Below are 23,563 nucleotides of genomic sequence, written 5' to 3'. Positions count from 1 at the left end.
GGAGAGCCAAAGACTAATTCTGAATGTGGCGCAGGTAAACGGCACCCCATGGTTGAGTCGCATCGACCTCGCGGTGCCAGGGCAGCGGGCACGACGTCTTCACCACCATGGTCTCTGACTTCGCGGCCCCACCCTTCGCCCCATGAAGGCATCGGGGGAGAGCTGGGGCGCGAAGTTCGGCTTCAACCAACCTCAGCCGGTGACGCTAAGTGTTCGAGCCTTGCCTCAGCGCGAGCACAGCTGTATGGTGATCACCGTCAATGCACGGGGACCCACTAAGGAGCGGTAATGTTTAGACAGCGCGCACGGCGTTTCGTGGCCCGAATGAGCGTAGCTTTGGTTGCCACCCTCTCCCTCATCTCGGTCGCGCCAGGGGCAGCTCATGCAGGGAATATGGACGGAGTGTGCGATTCGGGAGAGCTCTGCGTCTGGTTCTACGCAGGCTATTCGGGGCCAATCGCCGACATGGCTTACAATGAGCCAAATTATGCCGGAAAGACCTTCTACAACTCAAGCACCTCTCGGGAAAACAACGTACGTTCGGCGAAAGAGCGAGCTTTTACTTCGGTCGCCTGCATGTATGAAAACGCGAATTACGGAGGCCACATCATCTTCAATAACATGGTGAGCGAGCAGTCCGACTTCGGATCATGGAACGACAAGGCTTCATCGAGCAGATTCATCTACACTAACGTGATTTGCGTTTAGACAAGAGAGCCTGGCCTTCGCGTGACGGGCGACCCGTCACGCGAAGGCGTTTCATTGTCGTGCAGTAGCGATAGGGGCCTTGATGAGAAAAGCGACCATTTTGACTGCCATTGCACTGTCCGCATCCTTGTCCACACTGGGATGCTCTTCGACCGATGCCAGCAGAGGCGAACCCCCCTTGCCTGACAGGCTAGAGAAGGTCAACATGTCCTCTTTTGACCTACCTCTCGATCGGTACAATTTAGGCAATACTGAAGCGCTAGAGGTCCGGATGGCCCGCGACGCCGTCATGATCAACTGTGTTCGACAGTTCGGCTTCACAGTACCCACCCCTTCTTACCCTCGGCCATTCGTCGACAACAAAAATGAACGCAGATACCTACTTACCAGCACCTCAAGGGCGCGCCAGCATGGTTACAAATGGCCAGAAATGACGAAGGCAAGCGCCTCTGAAAAAACCCCGACATTGGGTACGGAAGTTCAAGCCATAATATCGGGCGACGGCCCGAGTGTAATGTCCAATAAAAGAGTACCAGACGGGGGATGCCTCGGGGAGGCTAACCGGCACCTCAAAGTTGACGAGGCACCAGGATCGGATGTAGATTTTGTACGCAGAATGGACGCTAAGGCCTATACCGCGATGAAGGCCGACAGCCGCGTGTTGGCCGCGACGGCCCGCTGGAGTAGTTGCATGGAAAGCATGGGATACCACTACCCAAATCCAGGACGAGCCAACGATGACCCAGCATTCAACTCAACCGTGGCATCATCGGTGGAGATTGCAACGGCTGTCGCTGACGTTTCCTGCAAGGACAAGGCTGGCTTGATTGATTTGATGGCAGCGGTGGAGACTGCATACCAGAATCGAGAGATCGGGTTCGCGAGAGACCGCCTGGATGCAATCCTGAACAGGAATAACGCGCAGATCGAACTGGCTCGGGCTACCCTCTTAGAGCTGAAATCGACCAGCAAAGCGGCGGGAACCTAACAGTTGCCGCCCCGCTAGTGGCGGGCAGCCTGGAGGGCTTGCCCTTCCGGGTCCGGGCAGCCGACAGTAGGCACATGCCGTGGTGGCGACACCGATATTCCGTGCCTGGCGTCCCACCGCGCGAATCGGGGGCAGGTTGGGACGGATACCGCCCGTCGACCCTTACCAGCCGGCCGGTCGTGGCCGCCGCGTTGGCACGGGCGCCGCAGCGCTTCGCCGACCTCTGCGTGGAGCCCGGTAGCCCGAAACTGGCGCTGACGCAGGAGCAGTTGCTGGACGCCATGGGGATCTCGACCGGCGACGGGTCGACCTGGGAGCTGGGAATCGACGACGAAATGAAGCCGGTCATCGACACCGGGCCGGACGTCGTCGACGAGGACCTGATGGTCACCGCGCTCGAAGCCCGACCCGGCGTCGTCTGGGCGCAGCATCCGGATCGGGAGTTCTACGAGATCCGGCTGGCCGCTCCGATCCGGGCGGACGAGGCGTTGGCGCTGTTCGTCGACGCGATCGCGCAGGCCCACCGCGAGTTGGCCCGACGGCTGCGGATCGATCTCGGGGAGTGACGCCTTGCCGGACCGCCTACGCTCGGCCCGGTGAACGTCAGGCAGCGCAAGAAACTCACGTCCCGCCTGATGACAGCGCTGCTGCGCGACGATCTCCCGGGCGTATTGGCGGCGTTGCGGGCGGGGGCAGACCCGAACGCGGCAGACCGGGACGGCACGACGCCCCTCTACCTGGCGTCGGTGCAGAACGAGCCCGCGGCGGTGCGGATCCTCCTCGAAGCCGGCGCGGACCCGAACGTCGAGAGCGGGCGCGGCGACGAGGGGACACCGTTGACGGGCGCGGCGGTCTGGGGCCACACGGACGTCGTACGCGCGCTGCTCGCGCGGGGCGCGGACCCGAAAATTCGCGAGGACCACGGCGGCGGGCTGTCGCCACTCGACTACGCCGTCCGGGGCGGCCATTCCACGACGGCCGCCCTGCTGCTGGCCGCTGGCGCGCGCAATTTAGTACGTTAGTACATGTACGTCCGTACCAGATGGGGGGACCTGCCGTGGCCTACCTCTTCCTCGTCCTCGCGATCGCGGCGGAGGTCGCCGGGACAAGCCTGCTCAAGGCGACGAACGGGTTCACCCGCCTGTGGCCCACCGTCGCGCTGATCGCTGCCTACATCACCGCGTTCGTGCTGCTCAGCCAGGCGGTCAAGGGCATCCCGGTCGCCGTCGCGTACGCCATGTGGTCCGGCCTCGGCACGGCGGCCATCGTCGCCATCGGCGCGGCCTTCCTCGGCGAACCGCTGACGGTCACCAAGGTCGTCGGCGTCGGCCTCGTGATCGGCGGCGTCGTCGTCCTCAACCTCGGCGGTGCCCATTGAGCACGGAGCGCCCGCACCGGCCGCCACGCCGCCGTGACCCGGAGGGCCGCCGACGCGCCCTGGCCGCCGCGGCCCTGCGCGTGATCACCGAAGTCGGGATCGGGCGCACCACCCACCGGGCGGTCGCGGAGCGTGCCGGTGTTCCCCTCGGGGCGACGACGTACTACTTCCCGGCCCTGACCGATCTGGTGGCTGCGGGGTTGGAGAGGGCCAGCGCCGACATCGCGGCCGACGTGCAGGCCTGGGCGGACCGTCTCGGTGACGGCACCGATCTCCCGAGCCGGCTCGCCGAGCTGGTCGGGGAGTACCTGGACGACAGGGACCGGGCGGTGACCGAGCTCGAGCTGTACCTCGCCGCGGCCCGCGACCCCGGGCTGCGGCCGCTGGCTCGCGCCTGGCTCGACGCGATCCACCAGGTCCTGGCCCCCCGGGTCGGGGACCGGGCCGCCTGGAGGCTCGCCGTCTTCGTGGACGGCGTCGTCCTGCAACACCTCGTCACCGGCGAGCCGGTCGATGTCGCCGCCGTGGGGGCGGCCATGGCCGCCCTGTGTGACACCGGCACCCGTTGATGCTGCTGACAGCCCTCTGCCCGCTGCTGCGTCAGCGGCAACCGGATCGGCCATGACCCCACCGGATCGACCATGACCAAGACGTCCGGGACGAGCAGCAGCGCCCGAAAGGCTGTTGCCGCTTATCGAGCCTGCACGATTTGATGTCCGCAGCTTTCCGGCCGCACGATGCCGGCTGGATTCGGGGAGGGCCATCTACTGTGATAACTACCTTGCCACGTCGTGGCCTCATCGGCGCGCTGGCGCTGACGCTGGGCGTCAGCGGGCTCGCCCTCGTCGCGACCGGCAGTCCCGCCGTCGCGGCACCGCACTACGAAAGGACTCCGTCGATCCAGATCGGCTGGACCGACTCCGCCACGCCGCGCAAGGCGTACGGGTGGAACGACGAGACGCACATGCCGCTCGGCACGTCCGTGGACGACGCGGGCGTCAGCCACACCTCTCGGGTCTACGCCACCTTCGATCTGTCCGCCTACGAGGGCCGGAAGATCTACGGTGGGACGGTCTTCATCGAGGAGTACAGCGCCGCCGACTGCGCAAAGCGGGCGATCGAGATCTGGCGCACCAAGCCGGTGAGCACCACGCCCACCTGGAACAGCGCTCCTGAGCCGCTGACCAAGCTGGACGAGGTCCTGACCCCGGAGTGGTGCCCGAAGGGGACCCTGTCGTTCGACGTCGGTGCCGCCGTGCAGGACGCCGTGGCACACAAGCAGCGTCGGATCACGTTCGAGATCCGCGTCCCGGAAGCTCACGAGAGCGACCCGGCCTACGGTCGTCGGCTCAACTGGTACCGCAGCGTCGGCCTGACCACGCAGTACAACTCGGTGCCGAAGGGCGACAACGCCCACCTCTACAACGGTGGGCTCCCGTGCACCCAGTTCCGCCCGTACCCCCGGTTGGGCGACTTCGCCAAGGTGCTCCAGGCCCTCGGCACCGACGCGGACCCGGATGACGAGCGCCGCCTGACCAGCGAGTTCGCAATCTGGCCGACGGGCGATTCGGCGGCCCGGCAGGTCTTCACCAGCGAGCACGCCATCTCGGGTCGGGTGCACACGGCCAACCTGCCGGCCGGCACGCTCGTCGACGGCAAGTCGTACGCCTGGCAGGCCCGGGTGGGTGACGGGGCGGACTTCTCGGCCTGGTCGAAGAAGTGCTTCTTCACCTACGACGACACCAGCCCCACCGCGCCAACGGTCGTCTCGGCGAACTACCCGGCCGACGACACCGGCGAGCAGGCCCCGCGGGGTGTGCCCGGCACCTTTACGTTCTCCGGCGGCGGCAACAAGGACGTGGCGGGCTTCCAGTACTCGTGGAACGGCCTCGGGTTGAACACGTGCGCGGCCACGGGCGACCTGGGCCAGTTGGTCTGCCGCGATCCGTTCAGCCTGCCGAACACGGTCAGGGCAGACGTTCCCGGCGGCTCGGCGACCGTGACGCTGAACCCGACCGGGTTCGGGCCGCAGCGGTTGACCGTGCGTTCCCTCGACCTCGCCGGCAACATCTCGGCCGAGACCGTCTACGAGACGATGATTCCCTGGTCCGCGCCGGATGTCCGGGTCGAGAACGGGGAGCCGCAGTGGGGGCAGGAGGTGGTGCTGAAGTTCGCCCCGGCGGCCGGCGTCACCGGCGTCCGCGAATACGAGATCGTCCTGGACAACGGCGACCGCGAGACCAGGCAGGCCGCCGAGGACGGCACCGCACACTTCAGCTTCATCGCCGGTAACCCGGACGGGCACTCGGTGCGGGTACGCAGCAACAGCGACAACGGCTTCGTCTCCACGGAGGCAAGTTGGTCGACCCACTTCTACCCCGGCCCGGGCGTCAGGTCGGACGTCTACGTCCAGCCGCCGGACGGTTCGCCGGTCGGCGGGGTGGGAGTCGCAGGCACCTTCACCTTCTCCCCGCCGCCGGGCTGGACGGACACCGTGGCCTACCGGTACTCCTTCGTCGACGGCGAGGAGCTGACCGAGATCGCGGCTGATGCCAACGGTCGCGCAGCGGTCACCTGGACGCCGACGACAAGCGGTTGGGTGCTGTTGACCGTGTACGCCGTCAAGGCCGACGGCACCGTAAGCGAGTACGGCAACTGGTACTCGTTCGAGGTGGCGGCCAGTTCCTGAAACTCCTCGTACCTGACGGAGGGCCTGGCACCTGCCGGGCCCTCCGGCACGTCCGGCGGCGGTGCGTCAGTCGTGTCGCTCGGTGCGGGCGATCTCGGTGAACGCGGCCGTCAGGTAGCCGTCCAGAGGCCGCCCGGTGCCGGCGAGCAGGTCGGCGACGAGCAGCGGCGCGTGCCGCGCCACGGCGGGCGGGTCGGGTGGCGAGTCGTCGCCGTCCGGGTCGTAGACGCCGAGGGCGCCCGCCAGCAGGACGAGCACCACGTGCGGGTCGACGTCGGGCCGCCACGGCGCGGCGCCGCGCACGCAGCGTTCGAGCACCTGGCGGACGTCGTCGCCGTCCAGGCCGTCGGGGTGGCTCTCCTCCAGCAGCAGCCGGACCACCGCGCCGAGCACCAGGCCGGACCGCTCGGCCGTGGCGAGCCGGGCCACCGCGACGTCGTACGCCCCGGTGTCGCGCTCGCGCGCGGCGGTGACCGCGTCGGTGGCGGCGGTGGCGATCTCGCGGGCCGGTGCGGGCAGGTGCCGCCAGGTCGTGGTCGTCATCCCGACCAGCATCGCAGAGGGGCCGCGCCCGCCGCCGGCCCGCTCCACCCGTGGCGCCCGCTCAATTCGGGGCGCAAAAGCTCTCGCGCTGCGTCACCTCCAGAGCACAGAATCGGGGGATGCTCAGTCGCGCCCTGCCTCGCCGCCCGGAAGCCCGGCGGATGCTCATCGGCACCCTGCTGTCGGCGATCGGGCGCGGCCTCACGCTGCCGTTCCTCTTCATCTACCTGACCGACGTCCGGGGCCTCACCGACGCCCGCGCCGGCCTGGTGATCGGCTGGTACGGCGTGGTCACCCTGGCGCTGTCGCCGATCGGCGGCGCCCTCATCGACCGGTTCGGCGCCCGCCGGATCCTGCTGACGGGCCTGGTGATCGAGGCGGTCGGCACCGGTTCGCTGGCGCTGGTCGACTCGACCGCCTCGGCGTTCGGGGTGATGACGCTCGTCGCGATGGGCAGCTCCGTCATCTGGCCCGGGCAGAACACGATCCTGGCCTCGCTCACCGACGCCGACGAGCGGCAGCGGGTCTTCGGGCTGAACTTCGCCCTGCTCAACCTCGGCATCGGCGTCGGCGGCCTGACCTCCGGCGCGATCGTCGACACCGGCCGCGCGATCACCTTCCAGACGATCTACGTGATCGACGCGATCAGCTACCTGATGCCCGCGCTGATCCTGCTGACGCTGCCGCACGTGGGTCACCGGCTCGTGGCCGGGTCGGCCGGGGAGCGGAGGTCGGCCGGCGGCTACCTCACCGTGCTGCGGGACCGCCCGTTCCGGCGGCTGGTCATCTTCGGCCTGGTCCTCACCACCTGCGGCTACGCGCAGATCGAGGTCGGTTTCACCGCGTACGCCATCCGGGTGGTCGAGGTGACGCCGCGCGTGGTCGCCTGGGCGCTGGCCGGCAACACGGTGATGATCGTGCTCTCCCAGCTGCTGGTCCTGCGCCGGATGGAGGGGCGCAGCCGTACGGGCGCGCTGGCCGCCGTGGGCGCGGTCTTCGCGGCCGCCTGGCTGGTCCTGGGGGCCGGCGGCGTGGTCGGCCCGGGTAACGCGCTGGCCGCCGCCCTCTGCGTGATCGCCTGCTCGGCGATCTTCGGCTTCGGCGAGACGTTGCTGTCGCCGGTGATGCCGGCCCTGACGAACGCGCTCGCCACGGACGAGCTGCGCGGCCGGTACAACGCGATGAGCTCGATGATCTTCGGTATCAGCGGGGTGATCGGCCCGGTCACGGCGGGCCCGCTGATCGGGGCGGCCGACGGCCGGATCTGGGTCGCGACGGTCGTCGGCGGCTGCCTGGTGGCCTCGCTGGTCGCGCTCTCCCTGCGCCGCCTGCTCACGGTCGCCCAGGACGGCCGCACGCCGGTCACGCCGCCCGCCACCGAACCGACGCCCGCCACGGCCTGACCGGCCAGGCCCCGCCGCCGTCCGCCCGGTCTGGAGCATCGAACACCCAAGCGACGTGGACGGCGACGGGCCCCGGAGCGGACGCTCCGGGGCCCGTCGAGGACACGGACCGCTGCCGTCAGGCGGTGGGGACCTCCGCGGTGGTGCGGATGCGGTCCAGGGCCGGCGCCGAGACCGGGGACGCCGCGGTCAGGTAGGCCACGAACGCGTCCAGGTCGATCATGCCGGTGACCGCGTTGGTGCCGCCGGTGAGGACGGTGAAGCCGTCACCGCCCCCGGCGAGGAAGTTGTTCACCGTGACCCGGTAGCTGGCGTCGGCGGTGACCGGCACGCCGCCGATGGTCAGGCTGCCCCGGACGACCCGGGTGCCGGCGCAGGCGTCGGCGGTGGTGCCGCTGGCGCCGGCCGGGTCGACGACGTACCGCACCGTCGACGACGGGTAGAGCGTCCGGCCGGTGACGAACTGCTGCTCCAGCATGCAGTAGAGCTGCGCGCCGGTGAGGTCGAGCGTCACGAGGTTGTTGCCGAACGGCTGCACCGTGAACGCCTCCTCGTAGGTGACCGGGCCGGCGTCGAGGTCGTCGCGTACGCCACCGGGGTTCATGAAGGCGGCGACCGCGCCCTGCTCGTCGTCGGTGGCGGCGAGCTGCGCGTCGGCGATCAGGTTGCCCAGCGGGGACTCGCCGAGGGCCGTACCGAAGAGGGTCTCCTGGGTCTTGGTGATCTCCTCGGTGGTCTGGCCGACCTCGCGGCCGGCGACCGGGCCGAGCACCGTCTTGTAGCGGTTGATCAGCTCGGTCTGCGCGCGGTCCTTGGCGAGGTCCCGGGTGACCACCACGTTCTCGGCCCGGGCGCTGATCACGTCGCCGGTGCGCCGGTCGATGGAGAGGTCGATGTCGGTGACCAGGCGGCCGAAGGCGCTGGCGCTGGTGACCAGCTTGCCGCCGATCTCGCAGTTGTACGCCTGGTGGGTGTGGCCGCTGACGACCACGTCGATCGACGGGTCCATCCGGTTGGCGATGTCCACGACCGGGCCGGAGATGCCCTTGCAGTCGTTGATGCCGCCGGTGGCGTCCTGGGTGCCGCCCTCGTGCAGCAGCACGACGATGGTTTCGACGCCCTGGCGGCGCAGCTCGCGGGCGTACCGGTTGGCGGTCTGCGCCTCGTCGGCGAAGGTCAGGCCGGCGACGCCCTGCTGGCTGACGATCCGCGGGGTGCCCTCCAGCGTCATGCCGATGAAGCCGACCTTGACGCCCTCCACCTTGTGGATCGCGTACGGGGCCAGCAGCGGCTGGCCGGTCGCGGTCCTGAACGCGTTCGCGGAGAGGTACTGGAAGCCGGCGCCCTTGTACGGGGTGCCGTCGGCGCAGCCGTCGACCGGGTGGCAGCCGCCGTTCTGGATGCGCAGCAGCTCGTCGGCGCCCTCGTCGAACTCGTGGTTGCCGACGCTGGCGTAGTCGAGCCCGGCCAGCGACAGCGCCTCGATGGTCGGCTCGTCGTGGAACGCGGCGGAGAGCAGCGGGGAGGCGCCGATCAGGTCGCCGGCCGCCACGGTGATGGTGTTCTGCTTCTTCGCGGCGCGCTCACGCAGCGCGGCGAGCTGGGTGGCGAGGTGCTCGACGCCACCGGCGGGCTGCCCGGCGATGGCGCCGTTGGAACCGGAGGGCGGTTCGAGGTTGCCGTGGAAGTCGTTGAGGGCGAGCAGCTTGACGGCGACCGGCTTCGGACCGGCGTCCGCCTGGTCGGGGGTGGTCGTGACCGCGCCGAGCGCGGTCACGGCGAGCGCGGTCAGGGCGATGGCGGCCCGACGCGTCCCGGTGATGGACATGGAACTCCTCGTGAGAAGCCGGCGCGGGCACCCGGGCGGCGGTTCACGCCCGGTCGACCGCGCCGTCGGCAGGGTTCGGTCGCGGTGGCGGCGGTGGGGGACCGCCGCCGGATCGCCGACAGCCTCTCATCGTCGCCCGTCACGCTTCGCCCGGGGCAGCCCCCGGACCTGGCAATACGCCGGCGGTCGGGACATCCGGACGGGCGTTTCCGACATGCCCGGCAGGAGTCACCGATCGTCCACAGTTGATGGCCGCTGGTACACCGGAGTGGTGGCACGCGCCGGAGGAGGCAGGGTTGTCGGAGGAAGCGAAGAACCGGGCCCTTGAGGCGGCCCTGGCGGACGCGGCGGCGATCCGCGCGACGATCGAACGGAAGGCCAACCACAACCAGGCCCTCGTCGGGGTGAACCTGACCGCGGTGGCGGCGGTCGCCGGCTTCGTCCTCTCCGAGAAGGCCGACATCCGGATGTTCCTGCTCCTGCCGGTGCTCAGCACCGCCCTGGGGCTGAGCGTCGTCTCCCAGTACCGGGACATCCGCATCGCCGGGCAGTACCTCGACCAGGTGTTGCGGCCCACCATCGCCCGCTACACCGGCGAGCCCGGCCTCTTCGGCTGGGAGGCCTTCTACTGGCAGCGCAAGCACGACGGCCACGTGGCCCAGGCGCTCGCCATGGGGGTGATCTTCCCGGGGATATCCGCCCTCGCCCTGGCGGTCACCCTTCCCGGCATCCGCGGCGACGGCGACAGGCTGGCCTGGGCCGTCGGGGCCGTCATGCTCCTGCTCCTGCTCGGCGCATGGTCGAACCGGCTTCGGGAGATGGTCCGCTCCCGCTGGGCCAGGCTCCGCGCCCGCCGGCTCGGAAGGGACCCGTCCGCTGCCGGAAACATCAGGAAGGTGCCCTTCCAAACCGGCACCCCCGGCCTCGACAGCGGGCCGGGGAACCGGCCCGGCCCGACGTCACCGGGCCCCGGACGCCCGACCGCGATCTGACCACCGGCCCCGGTCGCCCGGGGCCGGTGCCCGTGTCAGCAGTTCGTGTAGCTGCCGCGGCTTCCCCACGAGCAGGAGTCGATCAGGGTGCCGGCCGAGTTGCGCAGGTACGCCTTGTCGCCGGTGTTGTTCCAGACGTACGCGCCCGAACCCCAGTAGCGGTGGGTCGAGGTGTTCTTGCCCCTGCCGGTGTGCACGTAGACGCTGGCGCCGGAGGCCAGGCGGAAGTCACCGGAGAACCGGTAGACGTGGTTGGACTTGTCGCGCAGCGTCCAGTTCTTCAGGTTCAAGGTGGTCGAGCGCCGGTTGGTCAGCTTGACGTACTCGGCGTTCAGGCTGGAGTTCGAGCGGTTGTCGGTCCCCGGCGAGTTGTAGTAGACCTTGGTGATCTGGACGGCCGGGGTGGCGGCCTGGGCGGGGCCGGCGGTGGTCAGCGAGACACCCGCCGTGACAGCGAGTGCCGCCGCGAGACCGATCAGCCTTCTTCTCATGTGATTCCCCCACAGGGACAGCCGGCCCGGAGGCCGGCGGACGGGCCGTGCCCTCGCACACGGCTGGCCGAGGCTATCGATGCCGACAGGCGATTGTGGACAGTGAAACGGCCGCCCCGGGCGATTGCGGCCACCCGGTTGATCAGCTTCCGCCCGGCGGGACGTGCGCCGGTCGACCGACCGACCGCAGGGGTGACCGGGCGGTGACGCGACGGACACCGACCGTCCCCCTCCTGGCCGGCGTTCGGTGCCGGAAACCAGCCGACGCGGCTGTTACGGGGCGGTCAGCGCCGCTGTTACGGGGCGGTCAGCGCCGCGACGGCCGCCGCCTCCCAGGCGCCGGTGACGCCCGGGCGGGCCAGCAGATAGGCGACGATCCGGTCGGTGTCCCAGCCGTGCGACTCGCGCAGGCCACGGGCGATCATGCCGAGGTAGGCCGGGGCGGGGGCACGCCACTCCACCTCGGACGCCGCCCACGGGGCGGTGAAGGTCAGCAGCGGGAGCCCGTCGAGCCGGCCGGGGCAGACCAGGGTCTCGTACCGGCCGGGGCCGAGAGCCGCCCGCCCGGTGGCGACGGCCTCGGCGACCGCGGGGAGATCGGCCTCGGGTTCCCGGTACATCTCCTGGGCGGCCACGTCGGCGAACTGCCCGACGTCGAGCAGGTAGGCCCGGGCCGCCGCCTCACCGGGCAGCGCCGGATCGTAGAACGCCATCCCGCCGGTCCAGGCCCGGGACTCGCCGGCGAAGTAGACGCCGCCGGGCAGCGACACCGGCACCGTACGTCTCGGCGGTCGTGGGTCCCGGCAGCCGGGGTAGGTCCGCCGGCCACCCGGTGGGCAGCCGCCGGCCAGGTAGTAGCCGAGCCGGGCAGCGTGCATGTTCGACCCGTACGCGACGTACCAGACCTCACCCGGCACGGTGCCGCGCCGCCGGTCAGAACGGGCAGCTGATGCCGGCGGCGTGGCTGACCTGCACCAGGTGCGTGACGCTGCCAGTCTCCGCGATCTTGTGCAGCAGGAAGCCGGTCGGCTCGACGACCAGGCCGATCTGCTCGTCCGCGCTGGCGGTGAGCGAACTCTGCCGCCAGGTGCTCGGCGCGGTGGTGAGCACCGTGCCGGCGAACGTCACCGTGACCGCCCGGTGCACGTGCCCGGCGAGGACCCGGGCGACGTGCGGGTGCCGGGCCACCACCTCGGCCAGCGCGTCCCCGTCGGTCAGCCGGATGCCGTCGAGGAAAGGGATGCCGATCGGGGCCGGCGGGTGGTGCACGCAGACCACGGCGGGGACGTCGGAGCGCCCGGCCAGCACGCCGTCGAGCCAGCCGAGTTGCTCCGCACCGAGACAGCCGGCACCGTCCCCGCCCGCCATCAGGGAATCCAGCACCACGATCGTGGCCTCGGGGTGGTCGACGTGGTAGCGCGCCGAGAAGCCGCCGCCGAGCAGCGGCGTGCCACCGAACGCGTCGAGCAGCGACTCCCGGTCGTCGTGGTTGCCGGTGACCAGGTGCACCGGCAGCGGGAACCGGCCGATGATCTCGCGCAACGCCGCGTACTCGTCGGGGCGGCCCCGGGCGGCGAGGTCGCCGGTGATGACCACGCAGTCGGGCCGGGGACGCAGCGCCAGCACCCTGCTGAGGGCGTGGTGCAGGCCGGCGGCCGGTTCGGCGGCGAGCACGCCGGTGGTCACGTGCGGATCACTGAGCTGGGCGATGAGCATCGGTGCCTCCACTCGACCGGGACCCTCACGCTATCGCCGGAGGTCCCGGCGTGCCGTCCCGCCGACTCCACAGGCCCTGTCCACACCCTGTGGATGGAACATGTGTACGAAGCTCTAAATGATCTTGGTCACGGGCGCTCCAGCGTCCCGCTGAGTACGCTTGATCGCGGGCCCGCCCGCCGGTCGAAGCCCTCCCTACCTGGAACGACGTGCCGCGTGGATCACGAGCGAGTCATCCGTGACGTCACGGTCCGCCTCCCCATGGCGTCGACCGTCGCCGAGGCGTGCCAGTGGACCGTCACCGCTCTCGCCCGCCACGCGCCGGCCACGATCTCCGTCCTGCTCCAGGTCCACGACCGGCTCCGCTGCGTCGCGGCCACCGGCTCCTGGCAGGTCTTCTCGACCGTGCCGCCGAAGACCGGGATCGTGGGCCGGGTCTACGCCTCCGCCGAGACCGCCGTCGTCCCCGACGTCGCCGACGACCCCGACTACATCCCGGTACGCCCCGACGTCACCGCCGAGGTGTGCGTACCGGTGCTGGACCCGGCGGGCCGACCGATCGGCGTACTGGATCTCCAGTGGTGCGGGCCCACCGACCTGGCCCCGTGGCGGGTCACCGCCGAACGGCTGGCCGCCCGGCTCGGCGCCCGGATCATGGCGCTCGGCGGGCCACCGGCGGAGAGCCGCAGTGAGAAACTCCTCCGGTACGCTGCCGCGCTGACCTCGGCGTCGACGGAGCTGGACCTGTTCACCGTCGCCATCGCCGCGGCCCGGGACGTCTCCACCCTCTCCGCCGCCGTGCTGGTGCTCGCCGACCCGGACGGGCCCCGGCTGGGCGCGCCGACCGCCGCCCCGGGCGAGTTGGAATCCCGCGTCCGGGCGGAGCTGGTCGAGGCGGGCCCAGCCGCGCTGGATCGGCTGGTCGACCGCGCCCACCAGCACGGCGTGGGTTACACGCTCGGCGAGGCGGGCCACCCGCCGATCCCCGACCACTGGCCGCTGACCCGGGCCGGGGTACGCACCCTGGTCGCGGTGCCCGTCGGCCCGCCCGACGACGGCGGGGTGCTGCTGGTCGCCGACGAGCGGCTGCTGCGCCCCGACTCGACCACCGTCAACCTGCTGGAGTTGCTCGCCGGCCAGGCGTGGAGCTGCCTGGACCGGCTGCGCACCCTGGCCCGGCTACGCGAGCAGGCCAACTCGGACCCGTTGACCGGGCTGCGGCACACGGGGCCGTTCGGCCGGCGGATCGCCGTGGCCACCCCCGGGCGTACGGCCCTGCTGGCCATCGACGTGGACGGCTTCAAGACCGTCAACGACACGTACGGCCACCAGGCCGGCGACCGTGTGCTGGTCCGGCTGGCCCGGGTCATGGAGGCGGCGCTGCGGCACGGCGACGAGCTCTACCGGATCGGCGGCGACGAGTTCGTGGCGGTGATCGAGGTGAGCCGCCCCGACGAGGCGGTCCGGATCGCCGAGCGGCTCGCCGAGGCGGCGAGACGGATCGGCCGCACGATCAGCGTCGGGGTGGCCCTTCCGCGCCCGGGCGAAGCCCCCGAAGCCACCCTCCGCCGCGCCGACCAGGCCCTCTACGCCGTCAAGCAACACGGCCGCGACGGCGTACGCCTAGCCCCCGCCTGACCCCTGCCCAGCCCAGCCCAGCCCCGCCTCGCCCTGTCCCGCGATCTTGCACTTCCTGCCCCCGATATACGCCCTTCGTCCCGGTCTGTCGGGTCGAGTAGTGCAAGATCGCGGGCTCGCGGGCTCGGTCAGCGGGCTCGAAGCGCGATCTTGCACTTCCTGCCCCTCACATGCGCACTTTGCCCTGTTTGTCGGGGCAAAATGTGCAAGATCGCGGGGCGCGGGGCGCGGGGCGCGGGGCGCGGGGCGCGGGGCGCGGGGCGCGGGCGCGGCAGGGCTGGGTGGGGGCAGGGCTAGGGGGTGGTGAGTTGTTTGGCGAGGAGTTCGGCGATCTGGGCGGTGTTCAGGGCGGCGCCCTTGCGGAGGTTGTCGCCGGTGACGAAGAAGTCGAGGGCCCGGGGGTCGTCGACGGCGCGGCGGATCCGGCCCACCCAGGAGGGGTCGGTGCCGACGGCGTCGATCGGCATCGGGAACTCGCCGGCCGCCGGGTCGTCGACCAGGATCACCCCGGGCGCGTTCCGCAGCACCTCGCGGGCGCCCTCGGCGTCCACCTCGGTGGCGAAGACCGCGTGCACCGCGACGGAGTGGCCGGTCACCACGGGCACCCGTACGCAGGTGGCGGAGACCTTCAGGTCGGGCAGTCCGAGGATCTTGCGCGACTCGTTGCGCAGCTTCATCTCCTCGGAGGACCAGCCCGCGTCGGCCAGGGAGCCGGCCCAGGGCACGACGTTCAGCGCCAGCGGGGCGGGGAAGGGACCCACCTCGTCGCCGACCGCCTGGCGTACGTCGCCGGTGCGGGAGCCGAGCACCCGGTCCCCCGCGACCTTGGTGAGCTGGGCGTGCAGGGTGTCCACGCCGCTCTGACCGGAGCCGGAGGCCGCCTGGTAGGAGGCGAGCACCAGCTCGCGCAGGCCGTACTCGCGGTGCAGCGGGGCGATCGCGATGATCATCGCGAGGGTGGTGCAGTTGGCGTTGGCGATGATGCCCTTCGGCCGGTTGCGTACCTGCTCGGGGTTGATCTCCGGCACCACCAGCGGGACGTCGCGGTCCATCCGGAAGGCGCCGGAGTTGTCCACCGCGACGGCCCCGGCGGCGACCGCGATCGGCGCCCAGTGCGCGGAGACCTCGTCCGGGACGTCGAACATCGCCACGTCGACGCCGTCGAACGCCTCCGGGGTCAGCGCCTGGACGGTCAGCTCCTCACCCCGGCAGCGCAGCCGCCGCCCGACCGAGCGCTCCGAGGCGAGCAGCCGGATCTCGCCCCAGACGTTCTTCCGCCCGCTGAGCAGCTCGCACATCACGGTGCCGACGGCGCCGGTCGCCCCGACCACGGCCAGGGTGGGCAGCGGCGACACGGTCGCTACCGTCCCGTCCCCGCGTACACGACGGCTTCGGTGTCGCCGCCCAGGTCGAAGGCCTCGTGGATGGCGCGTACGGCGGCGTCCAGGTCGGTGTCGCGGCAGACCACCGAGACCCGGATCTCCGAGGTGGAGATCATCTCGATGTTCACCCCCGCCGAGCCGAGCGCGGCGAAGAAGCCGGCCGCGACGCCGGGGTGCGAGCGCATGCCCGCCCCGATCAGCGAGACCTTGCCGACGTGGTCGTCGTAGAGCAGGCCCTTGAACTTGACCGACTCCTGGATCTTGCTGAGCGCGGCCATCGCCGTCGGCCCGTCGGCCTTGGGCAGCGTGAAGGAGATGTCCGTGCGGCCCGTGCCCTCGGTGGAGACGTTCTGCACGATCATGTCGAGGTTGATCTCGGCGCCGGCCACGGTGTCGAAGATCCGCGCGGCGGCGCCCGGCTCGTCGGGCACCCCCACAATCGTGATCTTGGCTTCGCTGCGGTCGTGCGCGACCCCGGTGATCAGTGCCTGCTCCACGGGAAGGTCCTCCATCGATCCGGTGACCATCGTGCCGGTGTTGGTCGAGTATGACGAACGGACGTGGATCGGCAAGCCCGCCCGGCGGGCGTACTCCACGCTGCGCAGGTGCAGGATCTTGGCGCCGCAGGCGGCCAGCTCCAGCATCTCCTCGTAGGTGATCTGGGTGATGTGCCGCGCGTTCGGCACGATCCGCGGGTCGGCGGTGAAGACGCCGTCGACGTCGGTGTAGATCTCGCAGACGTCCGCGTGCAGCGCGGCGGCGAGCGCCACGGCGGTGGTGTCGGACCCGCCCCGGCCCAGCGTGGTGACGTCCTTGGTGTCCTGCGAGACGCCCTGGAAGCCGGCGACGATGACCACGGCGCCCTCGTCGAGCGCGCCCTTGAGCCGGCCCGGCGTCACGTCGATGATCCGCGCGCGGCCGTGCACCGACGTGGTGATCACGCCGGCCTGGGAGCCGGTGAACGAGCGGGCCTCGTACCCCAGGTTGTGGATGGCCATGGCGAGCAGCGCCATGGAGATCCGCTCCCCGGCCGTGAGCAGCATGTCCAGCTCGCGGCCCGGCGGCAGCGGGCTGACCTGGTTGGCCAGGTCGAGCAGCTCGTCGGTCGTGTCCCCCATGGCGGAGACCACCACGACGACGTCGTCGCCGGCCTTGCGCGCGGCCACGATGCGCTCGGCCACCCGCTTGATCCGCTCGGCGTTGGCGACGGAGGATCCGCCGTACTTCTGCACCACGAGTGCCACGACGGTGCACTCCCTCCCAGCGACGATTCTGATGCCGACGCCGCCGGCTCGGGGCCGGCGGCGCGTGTCAGACGCACCCCAGGGTATCGGTCGGCCAACTCGGCCGAGTCGGGTGATCCCACGATCCGGCCCGGCCGCCTTGGGCGCAGTGGCGCGCGACACGCCGGGGCGGCGACGGGGCGCGGCCCCCCAGACGCCGCTCCCGGGCCGCAGAATGGCCCCGTGCACGCCCATCTCCGCCCGGCCGGCCCCTCCGGGGAGGCCCCGCGCACGCCGGTTCGTCCAGCCCGACGCCTCGCCGGCCCGCTCGCGCTCGCCCTGCCTGCGCTTCTCGTCGGCTGCACCGCCGACCAGCCGGCTCCCCCGCCACCACCCACGTCGGTGCCGGCGCCGGCGGGGGCGGACGCGGCACGGGACGAGCTGGCGGCGCTGGCAGCCGCCGCGCAGGACCGGCACCTGGTCGCCAGCTACACGCTGCGCGTCCCGGAGACCCCGGACCGGACGATCCTGGTGACCAGCGCGAACGACGGCACCTGGCGGGTCGACGTCCCGGGCGGCGCGCTCGGCGGCACCGCCGACGTGTCGTTCGCCGCGACCGCCGACGGGTTGTTCCAGTGCGCCATGCCGTCCGCCGCGCGCCCCGAGCCGGCGAGCTGCGTACGCCTCGGCGATCCCGACGACGCGGTTCCCCGCCGGCTCGATCCCCGGGTGCAGCACGCCTTCACCGACTGGCTGGACGTGCTGACCGACCGGCGGGCCCCGCTCGCCGTGTCGCCGGCCCAGCCGCTGCCCGGCGCCTCCGGCGCCTGCTACTCGGTCGAGACCACGTCGGCGTCGATCAACGCCCCGCTCGACGTGGGGATCTACTGCTTCGGCCCGGACGGCACACCCACGGCCGTACGCGCGGCGTTCGGCACGCTGGTCCTGGCCGGCCCGCCCGCGCCGGCCCCGTCGACGGTGCAGCTCGCCGGGCCGGTGGTCGACGGCGAGCCGCTCGGGACGGCGACTCCTGAGCCGACCGAGAGCCCGGGCGCGGGAACTTCCTGACCCGGGGCGGCGTTACGGGTGCTCTTCGCCACATTCGGACATACCGCGATTAGTGCTCGATAGCCCCCTAGGGGACAATTGCCCCATGGCCGACCTCACCCCGCTGCTCGCGTTCCGCTGGAGCCCCCGGGCCTTCGACCCGACGGCGGAACTGCCCCGGGAGGACGCCCGCGCACTTCTGGAAGCGGCCCGCTGGGCGCCCTCGGCCGGCAACAGGCAGCCGTGGCGGTTCGCGCTCGGGCACCGGGACGACGAGATCTTCAAACGGATCCTGGTCAACCTGCCGGAACCGGACCAGCGGTGGGCGCAGCGCGCCTCCGCGCTGCTGCTGTGCGCCTACCGCGCGGGGCACGCGGGACACGCGTACGACCTGGGCCAGGCGGTCGCCCACCTCACGGTGCAGGCCATGGCGCTCGGCCTGCACGTACGCCAGCTACACGACCTCGACCACGCCGGCCTGGCCGCCGACCTCGACCTGCCGGCGGGCCTACGGCCGCACGCGGTGGTGGCCGTCGGGCAGCTCGGTGACCCGCTCAGCCTCCCCGCCGACCTGCTGCGCTCGGAGACCGACCTGCGCCACCGCCTGCCCCTGGCCGACCTGCTGTTGAGCTGACCGCACGGCGGCGACCCGCCCCGGAGACCGTGAACCAGGTCCCATAGTCCGGACCCGCCTTCCCACTCCCCGTCACGCCACGTAGGGTTACGTGGTCATGTGGCGGGCGTACCTCCTCCTTGGTCGCCGCGACGAGGCCTGAAGGCCGGCACCTCGTCGCGGAGTCGAACCGCGCCGTCCAGCACATCCGAGCTTCCCATCGGCACCGCCCGGGCATCGTCGCCCGGCACCTGGCCGACACCTTCCGATTGCTGACGCCACATGTTCCAGGGAGCACTCCGTCATGGCTCAACCCGTCACCGACGCTGAGACCGATCAGATCGCCCGGCAGCGCCCCAGCCGGATGCCGTACCACCGTTACCAGCCGTACCAGCAGCAGTTCCGGATCGATCTGCCCGACCGCACCTGGCCGACCCGGCACGTCGACGTCGCGCCGCGCTGGTGCGCCGTGGACCTGCGCGACGGCAACCAGGCGTTGATCGACCCGATGTCGCCGGAGCGCAAGCGCCGGATGTTCCAGCTGCTCGTGCAGATGGGCTACAAGGAGATCGAGGTCGGTTTCCCCTCGGCCAGCCAGACGGACTACGACTTCGTCCGCCAGCTCATCGAGCAGGACCTGATCCCGGAGGACGTCACGATCCAGGTGCTCACCCAGTGCCGGGAGCACCTGATCGACCGCACCTTCGAGTCGCTGCGCGGCGCCCGCCGGGCCATCGTGCACTTCTACAACTCGACCTCCACGCTCCAGCGTCGGGTGGTCTTCGGGCTGGACCGGGACGGCATCGCCGACATCGCCACGCAGGGCGCGCGGCTGTGCCAGAAGTACGCCGAGATCCACACCCCGGACACGGACATTTACTACGAGTACTCCCCCGAGTCCTACACCGGCACCGAGCTGGAGTACGCGCTGGAGGTCTGCGCCAAGGTCATCGAGGTGATCGACCCGACTCCGGACCGGAAGCTGATCATCAACCTGCCGGCCACCGTCGAGATGGCCATGCCGAACGTCTACGCCGACTCGATCGAGTGGATGCACCGGCACCTGCCCCGGCGGGACAGCCTGGTGCTGAGCCTGCACCCGCACAACGACCGGGGCACCGGCGTCGCCGCCGCCGAGCTGGGCCTGCTGGCGGGCGCGGACCGGGTCGAGGGCTGCCTGTTCGGCAACGGCGAGCGCACCGGCAACGTCGACCTGGTGACGCTGGGGCTCAACCTGTTCTCCCAGGGCGTCGACCCGATGATCGATTTCTCGAACATCGACGAGGTCAAGCGGGCCGTCGAGTACTGCAACCAGCTGCCGGTGCACGAGCGCCACCCGTACGCGGGCGACCTGGTCTACACCGCCTTCTCCGGCTCCCACCAGGACGCGATCAAGAAGGGGTTCGACGCGCTCGCCAAGGACGCGGCGGCGGCCGGGGTGCCGATCGACCAGCACACCTGGGCGGTGCCCTACCTGCCGATCGACCCGAAGGACCTGGGCCGCACCTACGAGGCGGTCATCCGGGTCAACTCGCAGTCCGGCAAGGGTGGCGTCGCGTACATCATGAAGAGCGAGCACCAGCTCGACCTGCCGCGCCGGCTCCAGATCGAGTTCTCGGGCGTGGTCCAGCAGGTGACCGACCACGACGGCGGCGAGGTCGACCCGGGCACGATGTGGGAGATCTTCGCCGGGCACTACCTGCTCGACCACCAGGTCGACCCGGCGCTCAGCCTGGCCGGCTACGCCATCGGCACCACCGACGGCAAGGTCGAGATCGAGGCCCAGGTCGGCCTGGGCGGGGAGCAGCGCTCCCTCACCGCGGTCGGCAACGGCCCGATCGACGCGTACGTCAACGCGCTCCAGTCGGTGGGCGTGGCGGTACGGGTGCTCGACTACCACGAGCACGCGCTCTCCTCCGGTGGGGACGCGCAGGCCGCCGCATACGTGGAGTGTGAGGTCGACGGTCGTACGGTCTGGGGCGTTGGCACCGACGCCAACATCGTCACCGCCTCCGTGAAGGCCGTGACGAGCGCCGTGAACCGCGCCCGCGCCTGACGTTCGTGTTAGGAAGGGCCCCCTGTTATCGCAAAGTGCATAGCAGGGGGCCCTTCCTGACACCTTCCTCAGCGCTCGTCGCGCGCCCGCCCTTCCTTACCGGCCGGGCGGTGGATGAGGAGGGCGGCCATGACGGCGCCGGCCAGCAGCAGCCCGGCGCACCAGAGCATCGCGGCCCGGTACGCGCCGGTGAGCGCGGCCCGTTGGGCGTAGCCCGTGCCGGAGAGCCCGACGAGCAGCGGGAGCGCCGCCACGGCCAGCAGGCCACCGGCCCGGGAGGCGGCGTTGTTGAAGCCGCTCGCCACGCCCGCGAACCGGTCGTCGACAGCGGCCAGCACGGAGGCCGTCAACGGGGCCACCACCAGCGTCAGCCCGATCCCGAAGAGCGTCACCCCCGGCAGCACGTCACGCCAGTACGACGCGTCGGGGCCGACCCCGCGCAGCAGCACCAGCCCGACGGCGGCGACGGCCGGCCCGACGGTCAGCGGCAGCCGCGGCCCGATCCGCGCCGACAGCGCACCGGCCCGGGCCGAGCCCACCAGCAGCAGCACGGTCATCGGCAGCAGCGCCACCCCGGTGAGCAGCGCCGACCAGCCGACCACGTTCTGCAGGTAGACGGCGAGGAAGAACGTGAAGCCGCCCAGCGCCGCGTAGACGAGCACGGTGAAGACGTTCAGCACGGAGAAGAGCCGGCTGCCGAACAGCCCGGTGGGCAGCATCGCGGTGTCCCCTCGGCGCCGCTCGACCAGCACGAAGGCCACCGTGCCGGCCAGGCCGGCCAGCGCCGCCGCCAGCACCGACGCCGAGTCGAAGCCCCGGACCGGGGCGTCGATCAGGGCGTACGTGACGCCGGCCAGGGCGAGCGCGCCGAGCAGCGCGCCGGCCACGTCGAACCGCCGGCGGCGTCCCGGCCCTCCGGTGCGGGAGGCGGCCACGTCCCGGCTCTCCGGCACCCAGCGCAGCGCCGCCAGCACCACCAGCACGGCCAGCGGCAGGTTCAGGAAGAAGATCCACCGCCAGGAGAGCGCGTCGATCAGCCAGCCGCCGATGAACGGGCCGAGCGCGGTGGAGACGCCGGACAGCCCCGACCACGCGCCGATGGCGCGGCCCCGGTCGTCCGGGTGGAAGCTGGACTGGAGCACCGACAGCGAGCCCGGGGTGAGCAGCGCGCCCCCGGCGCCCTGGAGGAACCGGGCCACGATCAGCCACTCGGTGCCCTGGGCCAGGCCGCAGAGCAACGACGCGACGGTGAACCAGACCACCCCGAGCAGGAAGACCCGCCGCCGCCCGAAGCGGTCGCCGAGCGCGCCGCCGAGCAGCACGAAGGCGGCGAGCATCAGCAGGTAGCCGTTGACCGTCCACTGGAGACCGGCGACGGTGGCGTCGAGGTCGGCGCCGAGCCGGGGCAACGCCACGTTGACCACGGTGCTGTCCAGGAAGACCATCCCGGAGGCGAGGACGGCAGCGAGCAGGGTGCCCCGGCCGTCGGCGGTGCCCAGCCGGAGTGCGGGCGCGGTTTCGGTCATGGCGTCCAATCTGCCGCGCTGGGTATGAGAGACGCCACGAAACGCCGAAAGCGTGCCCGGGTACTGTGCGGGATCGCCGGGAGCCCGCAAGCTGGAGAGGTGTCGACTGTGCGTACCAGATCAGGACCGCGCGCCGCGGTGGCGGCCGCGCTGACCGCGGCGCTGGCGCTCGGCGCGACCGGTTGTGTCGCCGTCGACGAGCCGGACACCCCGCCGACCAGCGGGGGCGGCGGCAACGTGGGGCAGAAACTGGCCCAACTCACCGTGGCCGACGCGGGATCGATGAAGGGCTACAGCCGGGATCACTTCCCGCACTGGCGGGACACCGGCAAGAACTGCGACGTACGCGACAGCGTGCTGAAGCGCGACGGGGAGGACATCAAGCTCTCCGGCTGCAACGTGGTCGACGGCCGGTGGGAGAGCGTGTACGACGGTCGCGCCCTCACCGACCCGTCCGACGTGGACATCGACCACATGGTGCCGCTGGCGAACGCGTGGCGTTCGGGTGCCGACGAGTGGGACGACAAGAAGCGCGGCGAGTTCGCCAACGATCTCGACCGGCCGCAGCTCATCGCGGTTTCCGCGTCGTCCAACCGGGCAAAGGGTGACCAGGATCCGTCCCAGTGGAAACCGGCGAACCGGTCGTTCTGGTGCCAGTACGCCGAGAATTGGGTGACGGTCAAGCACCACTGGCGGCTCACGGTCACCAAGGCCGAGAAGGCCGCCCTGACCGACATGATGGAGGGCTGCACATGGGCGAGCAAGCCGTGACCGGGGGCGGCGCGACCCCCGCCCCGGAGCAGACGCCGGACGCCACCGGGGAGGACGCGGCGGCGGCCACCGGCAGCGCCCCGGCCGGTCCGACCACGGCCGGCATGACGGCGGACGGCGCGCCCGGTGCGGCGGCCGGGGTGCCGGGTGCCGGCATGGCCGCCGACTCTACCGGCTCGTCGACCGCCGCGCAGGAACGGACGGCCGACATCGTTCCCGGCCCGGGCGGGGTGATGACCGACGAGGTCGGGGTGGTCACCGGGGAGCTGACCCTGCGCACCGGGTACGCCGACGGCCGGGTGACGCTGACGGTGCAGTACAAGGACGCCGACGAGTGGTACGCGGTCACCGGCGGCAGTGTCGCGCTGGCCGACGCGGCCGGGCTGGACGCGGTGCACGGCATCGCCGTCGCCCTGCTGAACCGCCCGGAGGGCTGACGGTCCCGCCGGCCTGCCGGCCCCCACCAGGTAGAGCGCGCGTCGTGGGCGCGCTCAAGATCAAGGACGCGGCGGGCAACGAGGTCACCCTCGACGCGCTGCGTGCCGCGAACGAGGCCGAGCACAACCACGAG

At 71.3% G+C, this 23,563-nt stretch carries 23 protein-coding genes; 15 read left to right on the top strand and 8 right to left on the bottom strand.

The genetic code is table 11. The annotated features are described in order from the left end of the window. The first annotated feature begins 324 nt into the window (after positions 1–324). The 7 genes from ABZ809_RS14080 to ABZ809_RS14050 all read left to right on the top strand — a co-directional run bounded on the left by ABZ809_RS14080 (position 325) and on the right by ABZ809_RS14050 (position 5,763). On the top strand, positions 325–708 hold the full coding sequence (locus ABZ809_RS14080; protein WP_357562865.1) for a peptidase inhibitor family I36 protein: 384 nt from the start codon (positions 325–327) through the stop codon (positions 706–708). An 82-nt stretch (positions 709–790) separates the two neighbouring features. Further along, on the top strand, positions 791–1,696 hold the full coding sequence (locus ABZ809_RS14075; protein WP_357562864.1) for a hypothetical protein: 906 nt from the start codon (positions 791–793) through the stop codon (positions 1,694–1,696). A gap of 179 nt (positions 1,697–1,875) precedes the next feature. Beyond that, positions 1,876–2,262 (top strand): hypothetical protein, encoded by a 387-nt coding sequence (locus ABZ809_RS14070; RefSeq protein WP_357562863.1) that lies wholly within the window; start codon positions 1,876–1,878, stop codon positions 2,260–2,262. Between the two features lie 30 nt (positions 2,263–2,292). Then, positions 2,293–2,718 carry an ankyrin repeat domain-containing protein gene (locus tag ABZ809_RS14065; RefSeq protein WP_357562862.1) on the top strand — a complete coding sequence of 142 codons (426 nt, stop codon included), beginning with the start codon at positions 2,293–2,295 and terminating at the stop codon, positions 2,716–2,718. Positions 2,719–2,753: 35 nt separating this feature from the next. After that, positions 2,754–3,074 carry a multidrug efflux SMR transporter gene (locus tag ABZ809_RS14060; RefSeq protein WP_357562861.1) on the top strand — a complete coding sequence of 107 codons (321 nt, stop codon included), beginning with the start codon at positions 2,754–2,756 and terminating at the stop codon, positions 3,072–3,074. Next, positions 3,071–3,643 (top strand): TetR family transcriptional regulator, encoded by a 573-nt coding sequence (locus ABZ809_RS14055; protein WP_357562860.1) that lies wholly within the window; start codon positions 3,071–3,073, stop codon positions 3,641–3,643. Before ABZ809_RS14060 ends, ABZ809_RS14055 begins: the two co-directional genes overlap by 4 nt. Before the next feature lie 212 nt (positions 3,644–3,855). Beyond that, complete coding sequence (locus ABZ809_RS14050; protein WP_357562859.1) at positions 3,856–5,763, top strand: hypothetical protein; 1,908 nt, start codon at positions 3,856–3,858, stop codon at positions 5,761–5,763. A gap of 66 nt (positions 5,764–5,829) precedes the next feature. Here the strand turns inward: ABZ809_RS14050 and ABZ809_RS14045 are convergent, their stop codons facing one another. Continuing rightward, complete coding sequence (locus ABZ809_RS14045; RefSeq protein WP_357562858.1) at positions 5,830–6,306, bottom strand: hypothetical protein; 477 nt, start codon at positions 6,304–6,306, stop codon at positions 5,830–5,832. Between the two features lie 119 nt (positions 6,307–6,425). Between ABZ809_RS14045 and ABZ809_RS14040 the strand changes: the two genes are divergently transcribed. Further along, positions 6,426–7,709, top strand: coding sequence for an MFS transporter (locus tag ABZ809_RS14040; RefSeq protein WP_357562857.1), 1,284 nt, complete (start codon positions 6,426–6,428; stop codon positions 7,707–7,709). 118 nt (positions 7,710–7,827) lie between these two features. On the opposite strand, the gene ABZ809_RS14035 is transcribed toward ABZ809_RS14040, so the two are convergent. Then, entirely contained in the window at positions 7,828–9,537 is a 1,710-nt protein-coding gene (locus tag ABZ809_RS14035; protein ID WP_357562856.1) for a bifunctional metallophosphatase/5'-nucleotidase, read from the bottom strand. A 296-nt stretch (positions 9,538–9,833) separates the two neighbouring features. Here ABZ809_RS14035 and ABZ809_RS14030 point away from each other — a divergent pair, with 296 nt between their 5' ends. Further along, the gene (locus tag ABZ809_RS14030; protein WP_357562855.1) at positions 9,834–10,529 is read left to right on the top strand and encodes a hypothetical protein; all 696 of its coding nucleotides are present in this window, start codon (positions 9,834–9,836) and stop codon (positions 10,527–10,529) included. A gap of 35 nt (positions 10,530–10,564) precedes the next feature. On the opposite strand, the gene ABZ809_RS14025 is transcribed toward ABZ809_RS14030, so the two are convergent. The 3 genes from ABZ809_RS14025 to ABZ809_RS14015 form a co-directional block, all read right to left on the bottom strand. Beyond that, positions 10,565–11,020, bottom strand: coding sequence for a lamin tail domain-containing protein (locus ABZ809_RS14025; protein ID WP_357562854.1), 456 nt, complete (start codon positions 11,018–11,020; stop codon positions 10,565–10,567). A 296-nt stretch (positions 11,021–11,316) separates the two neighbouring features. Continuing rightward, on the bottom strand, positions 11,317–11,937 hold the full coding sequence (locus tag ABZ809_RS14020; RefSeq protein ID WP_357562853.1) for a histone deacetylase: 621 nt from the start codon (positions 11,935–11,937) through the stop codon (positions 11,317–11,319). A gap of 16 nt (positions 11,938–11,953) precedes the next feature. Further along, complete coding sequence (locus tag ABZ809_RS14015; RefSeq protein ID WP_357562852.1) at positions 11,954–12,736, bottom strand: phosphodiesterase; 783 nt, start codon at positions 12,734–12,736, stop codon at positions 11,954–11,956. A gap of 216 nt (positions 12,737–12,952) precedes the next feature. Here ABZ809_RS14015 and ABZ809_RS14010 point away from each other — a divergent pair, with 216 nt between their 5' ends. After that, entirely contained in the window at positions 12,953–14,374 is a 1,422-nt protein-coding gene (locus ABZ809_RS14010) for a diguanylate cyclase (RefSeq protein WP_357562851.1), read from the top strand. A gap of 293 nt (positions 14,375–14,667) precedes the next feature. Here ABZ809_RS14010 and ABZ809_RS14005 read toward each other — a convergent pair whose 3' ends face one another. Further along, entirely contained in the window at positions 14,668–15,729 is a 1,062-nt protein-coding gene (locus ABZ809_RS14005; protein ID WP_357562850.1) for an aspartate-semialdehyde dehydrogenase, read from the bottom strand. Between the two features lie 5 nt (positions 15,730–15,734). Continuing rightward, on the bottom strand, positions 15,735–17,000 hold the full coding sequence (locus ABZ809_RS14000) for an aspartate kinase (RefSeq protein ID WP_327029901.1): 1,266 nt from the start codon (positions 16,998–17,000) through the stop codon (positions 15,735–15,737). Between the two features lie 222 nt (positions 17,001–17,222). Between ABZ809_RS14000 and ABZ809_RS13995 the strand changes: the two genes are divergently transcribed. From ABZ809_RS13995 to leuA, 3 genes are all read left to right on the top strand, one after another. Beyond that, entirely contained in the window at positions 17,223–18,047 is an 825-nt protein-coding gene (locus ABZ809_RS13995; RefSeq protein WP_357562849.1) for a hypothetical protein, read from the top strand. Positions 18,048–18,132: 85 nt separating this feature from the next. Next, the gene (locus tag ABZ809_RS13990) at positions 18,133–18,660 is read left to right on the top strand and encodes a nitroreductase family protein (protein ID WP_357562848.1); all 528 of its coding nucleotides are present in this window, start codon (positions 18,133–18,135) and stop codon (positions 18,658–18,660) included. 283 nt (positions 18,661–18,943) lie between these two features. Beyond that, complete coding sequence (leuA, locus tag ABZ809_RS13985; RefSeq protein ID WP_357562847.1) at positions 18,944–20,695, top strand: 2-isopropylmalate synthase; 1,752 nt, start codon at positions 18,944–18,946, stop codon at positions 20,693–20,695. Between the two features lie 68 nt (positions 20,696–20,763). Here leuA and ABZ809_RS13980 read toward each other — a convergent pair whose 3' ends face one another. Next, on the bottom strand, positions 20,764–22,221 hold the full coding sequence (locus tag ABZ809_RS13980; protein WP_357562846.1) for an MFS transporter: 1,458 nt from the start codon (positions 22,219–22,221) through the stop codon (positions 20,764–20,766). 108 nt (positions 22,222–22,329) lie between these two features. Here ABZ809_RS13980 and ABZ809_RS13975 point away from each other — a divergent pair, with 108 nt between their 5' ends. Together ABZ809_RS13975 and ABZ809_RS13970 are read left to right on the top strand one after the other, a co-directional pair. Next, positions 22,330–22,992 carry an HNH endonuclease family protein gene (locus ABZ809_RS13975; RefSeq protein WP_357562845.1) on the top strand — a complete coding sequence of 221 codons (663 nt, stop codon included), beginning with the start codon at positions 22,330–22,332 and terminating at the stop codon, positions 22,990–22,992. Continuing rightward, a complete protein-coding gene (locus tag ABZ809_RS13970) occupies positions 22,974–23,429 on the top strand; it encodes a hypothetical protein (RefSeq protein ID WP_357562844.1) in 456 nt (151 codons plus the stop codon). Before ABZ809_RS13975 ends, ABZ809_RS13970 begins: the two co-directional genes overlap by 19 nt. The last annotated feature ends 134 nt before the right edge of the window (positions 23,430–23,563 follow it).

This window comes from Micromonospora sp. NPDC047074 (assembly GCF_040643815.1).
GTDB lineage: Bacteria > Actinomycetota > Actinomycetes > Mycobacteriales > Micromonosporaceae > Micromonospora.
Note: the sequence above shows the minus strand (reverse complement) of the source record. Positions and strands in the feature narration are given on the sequence as shown.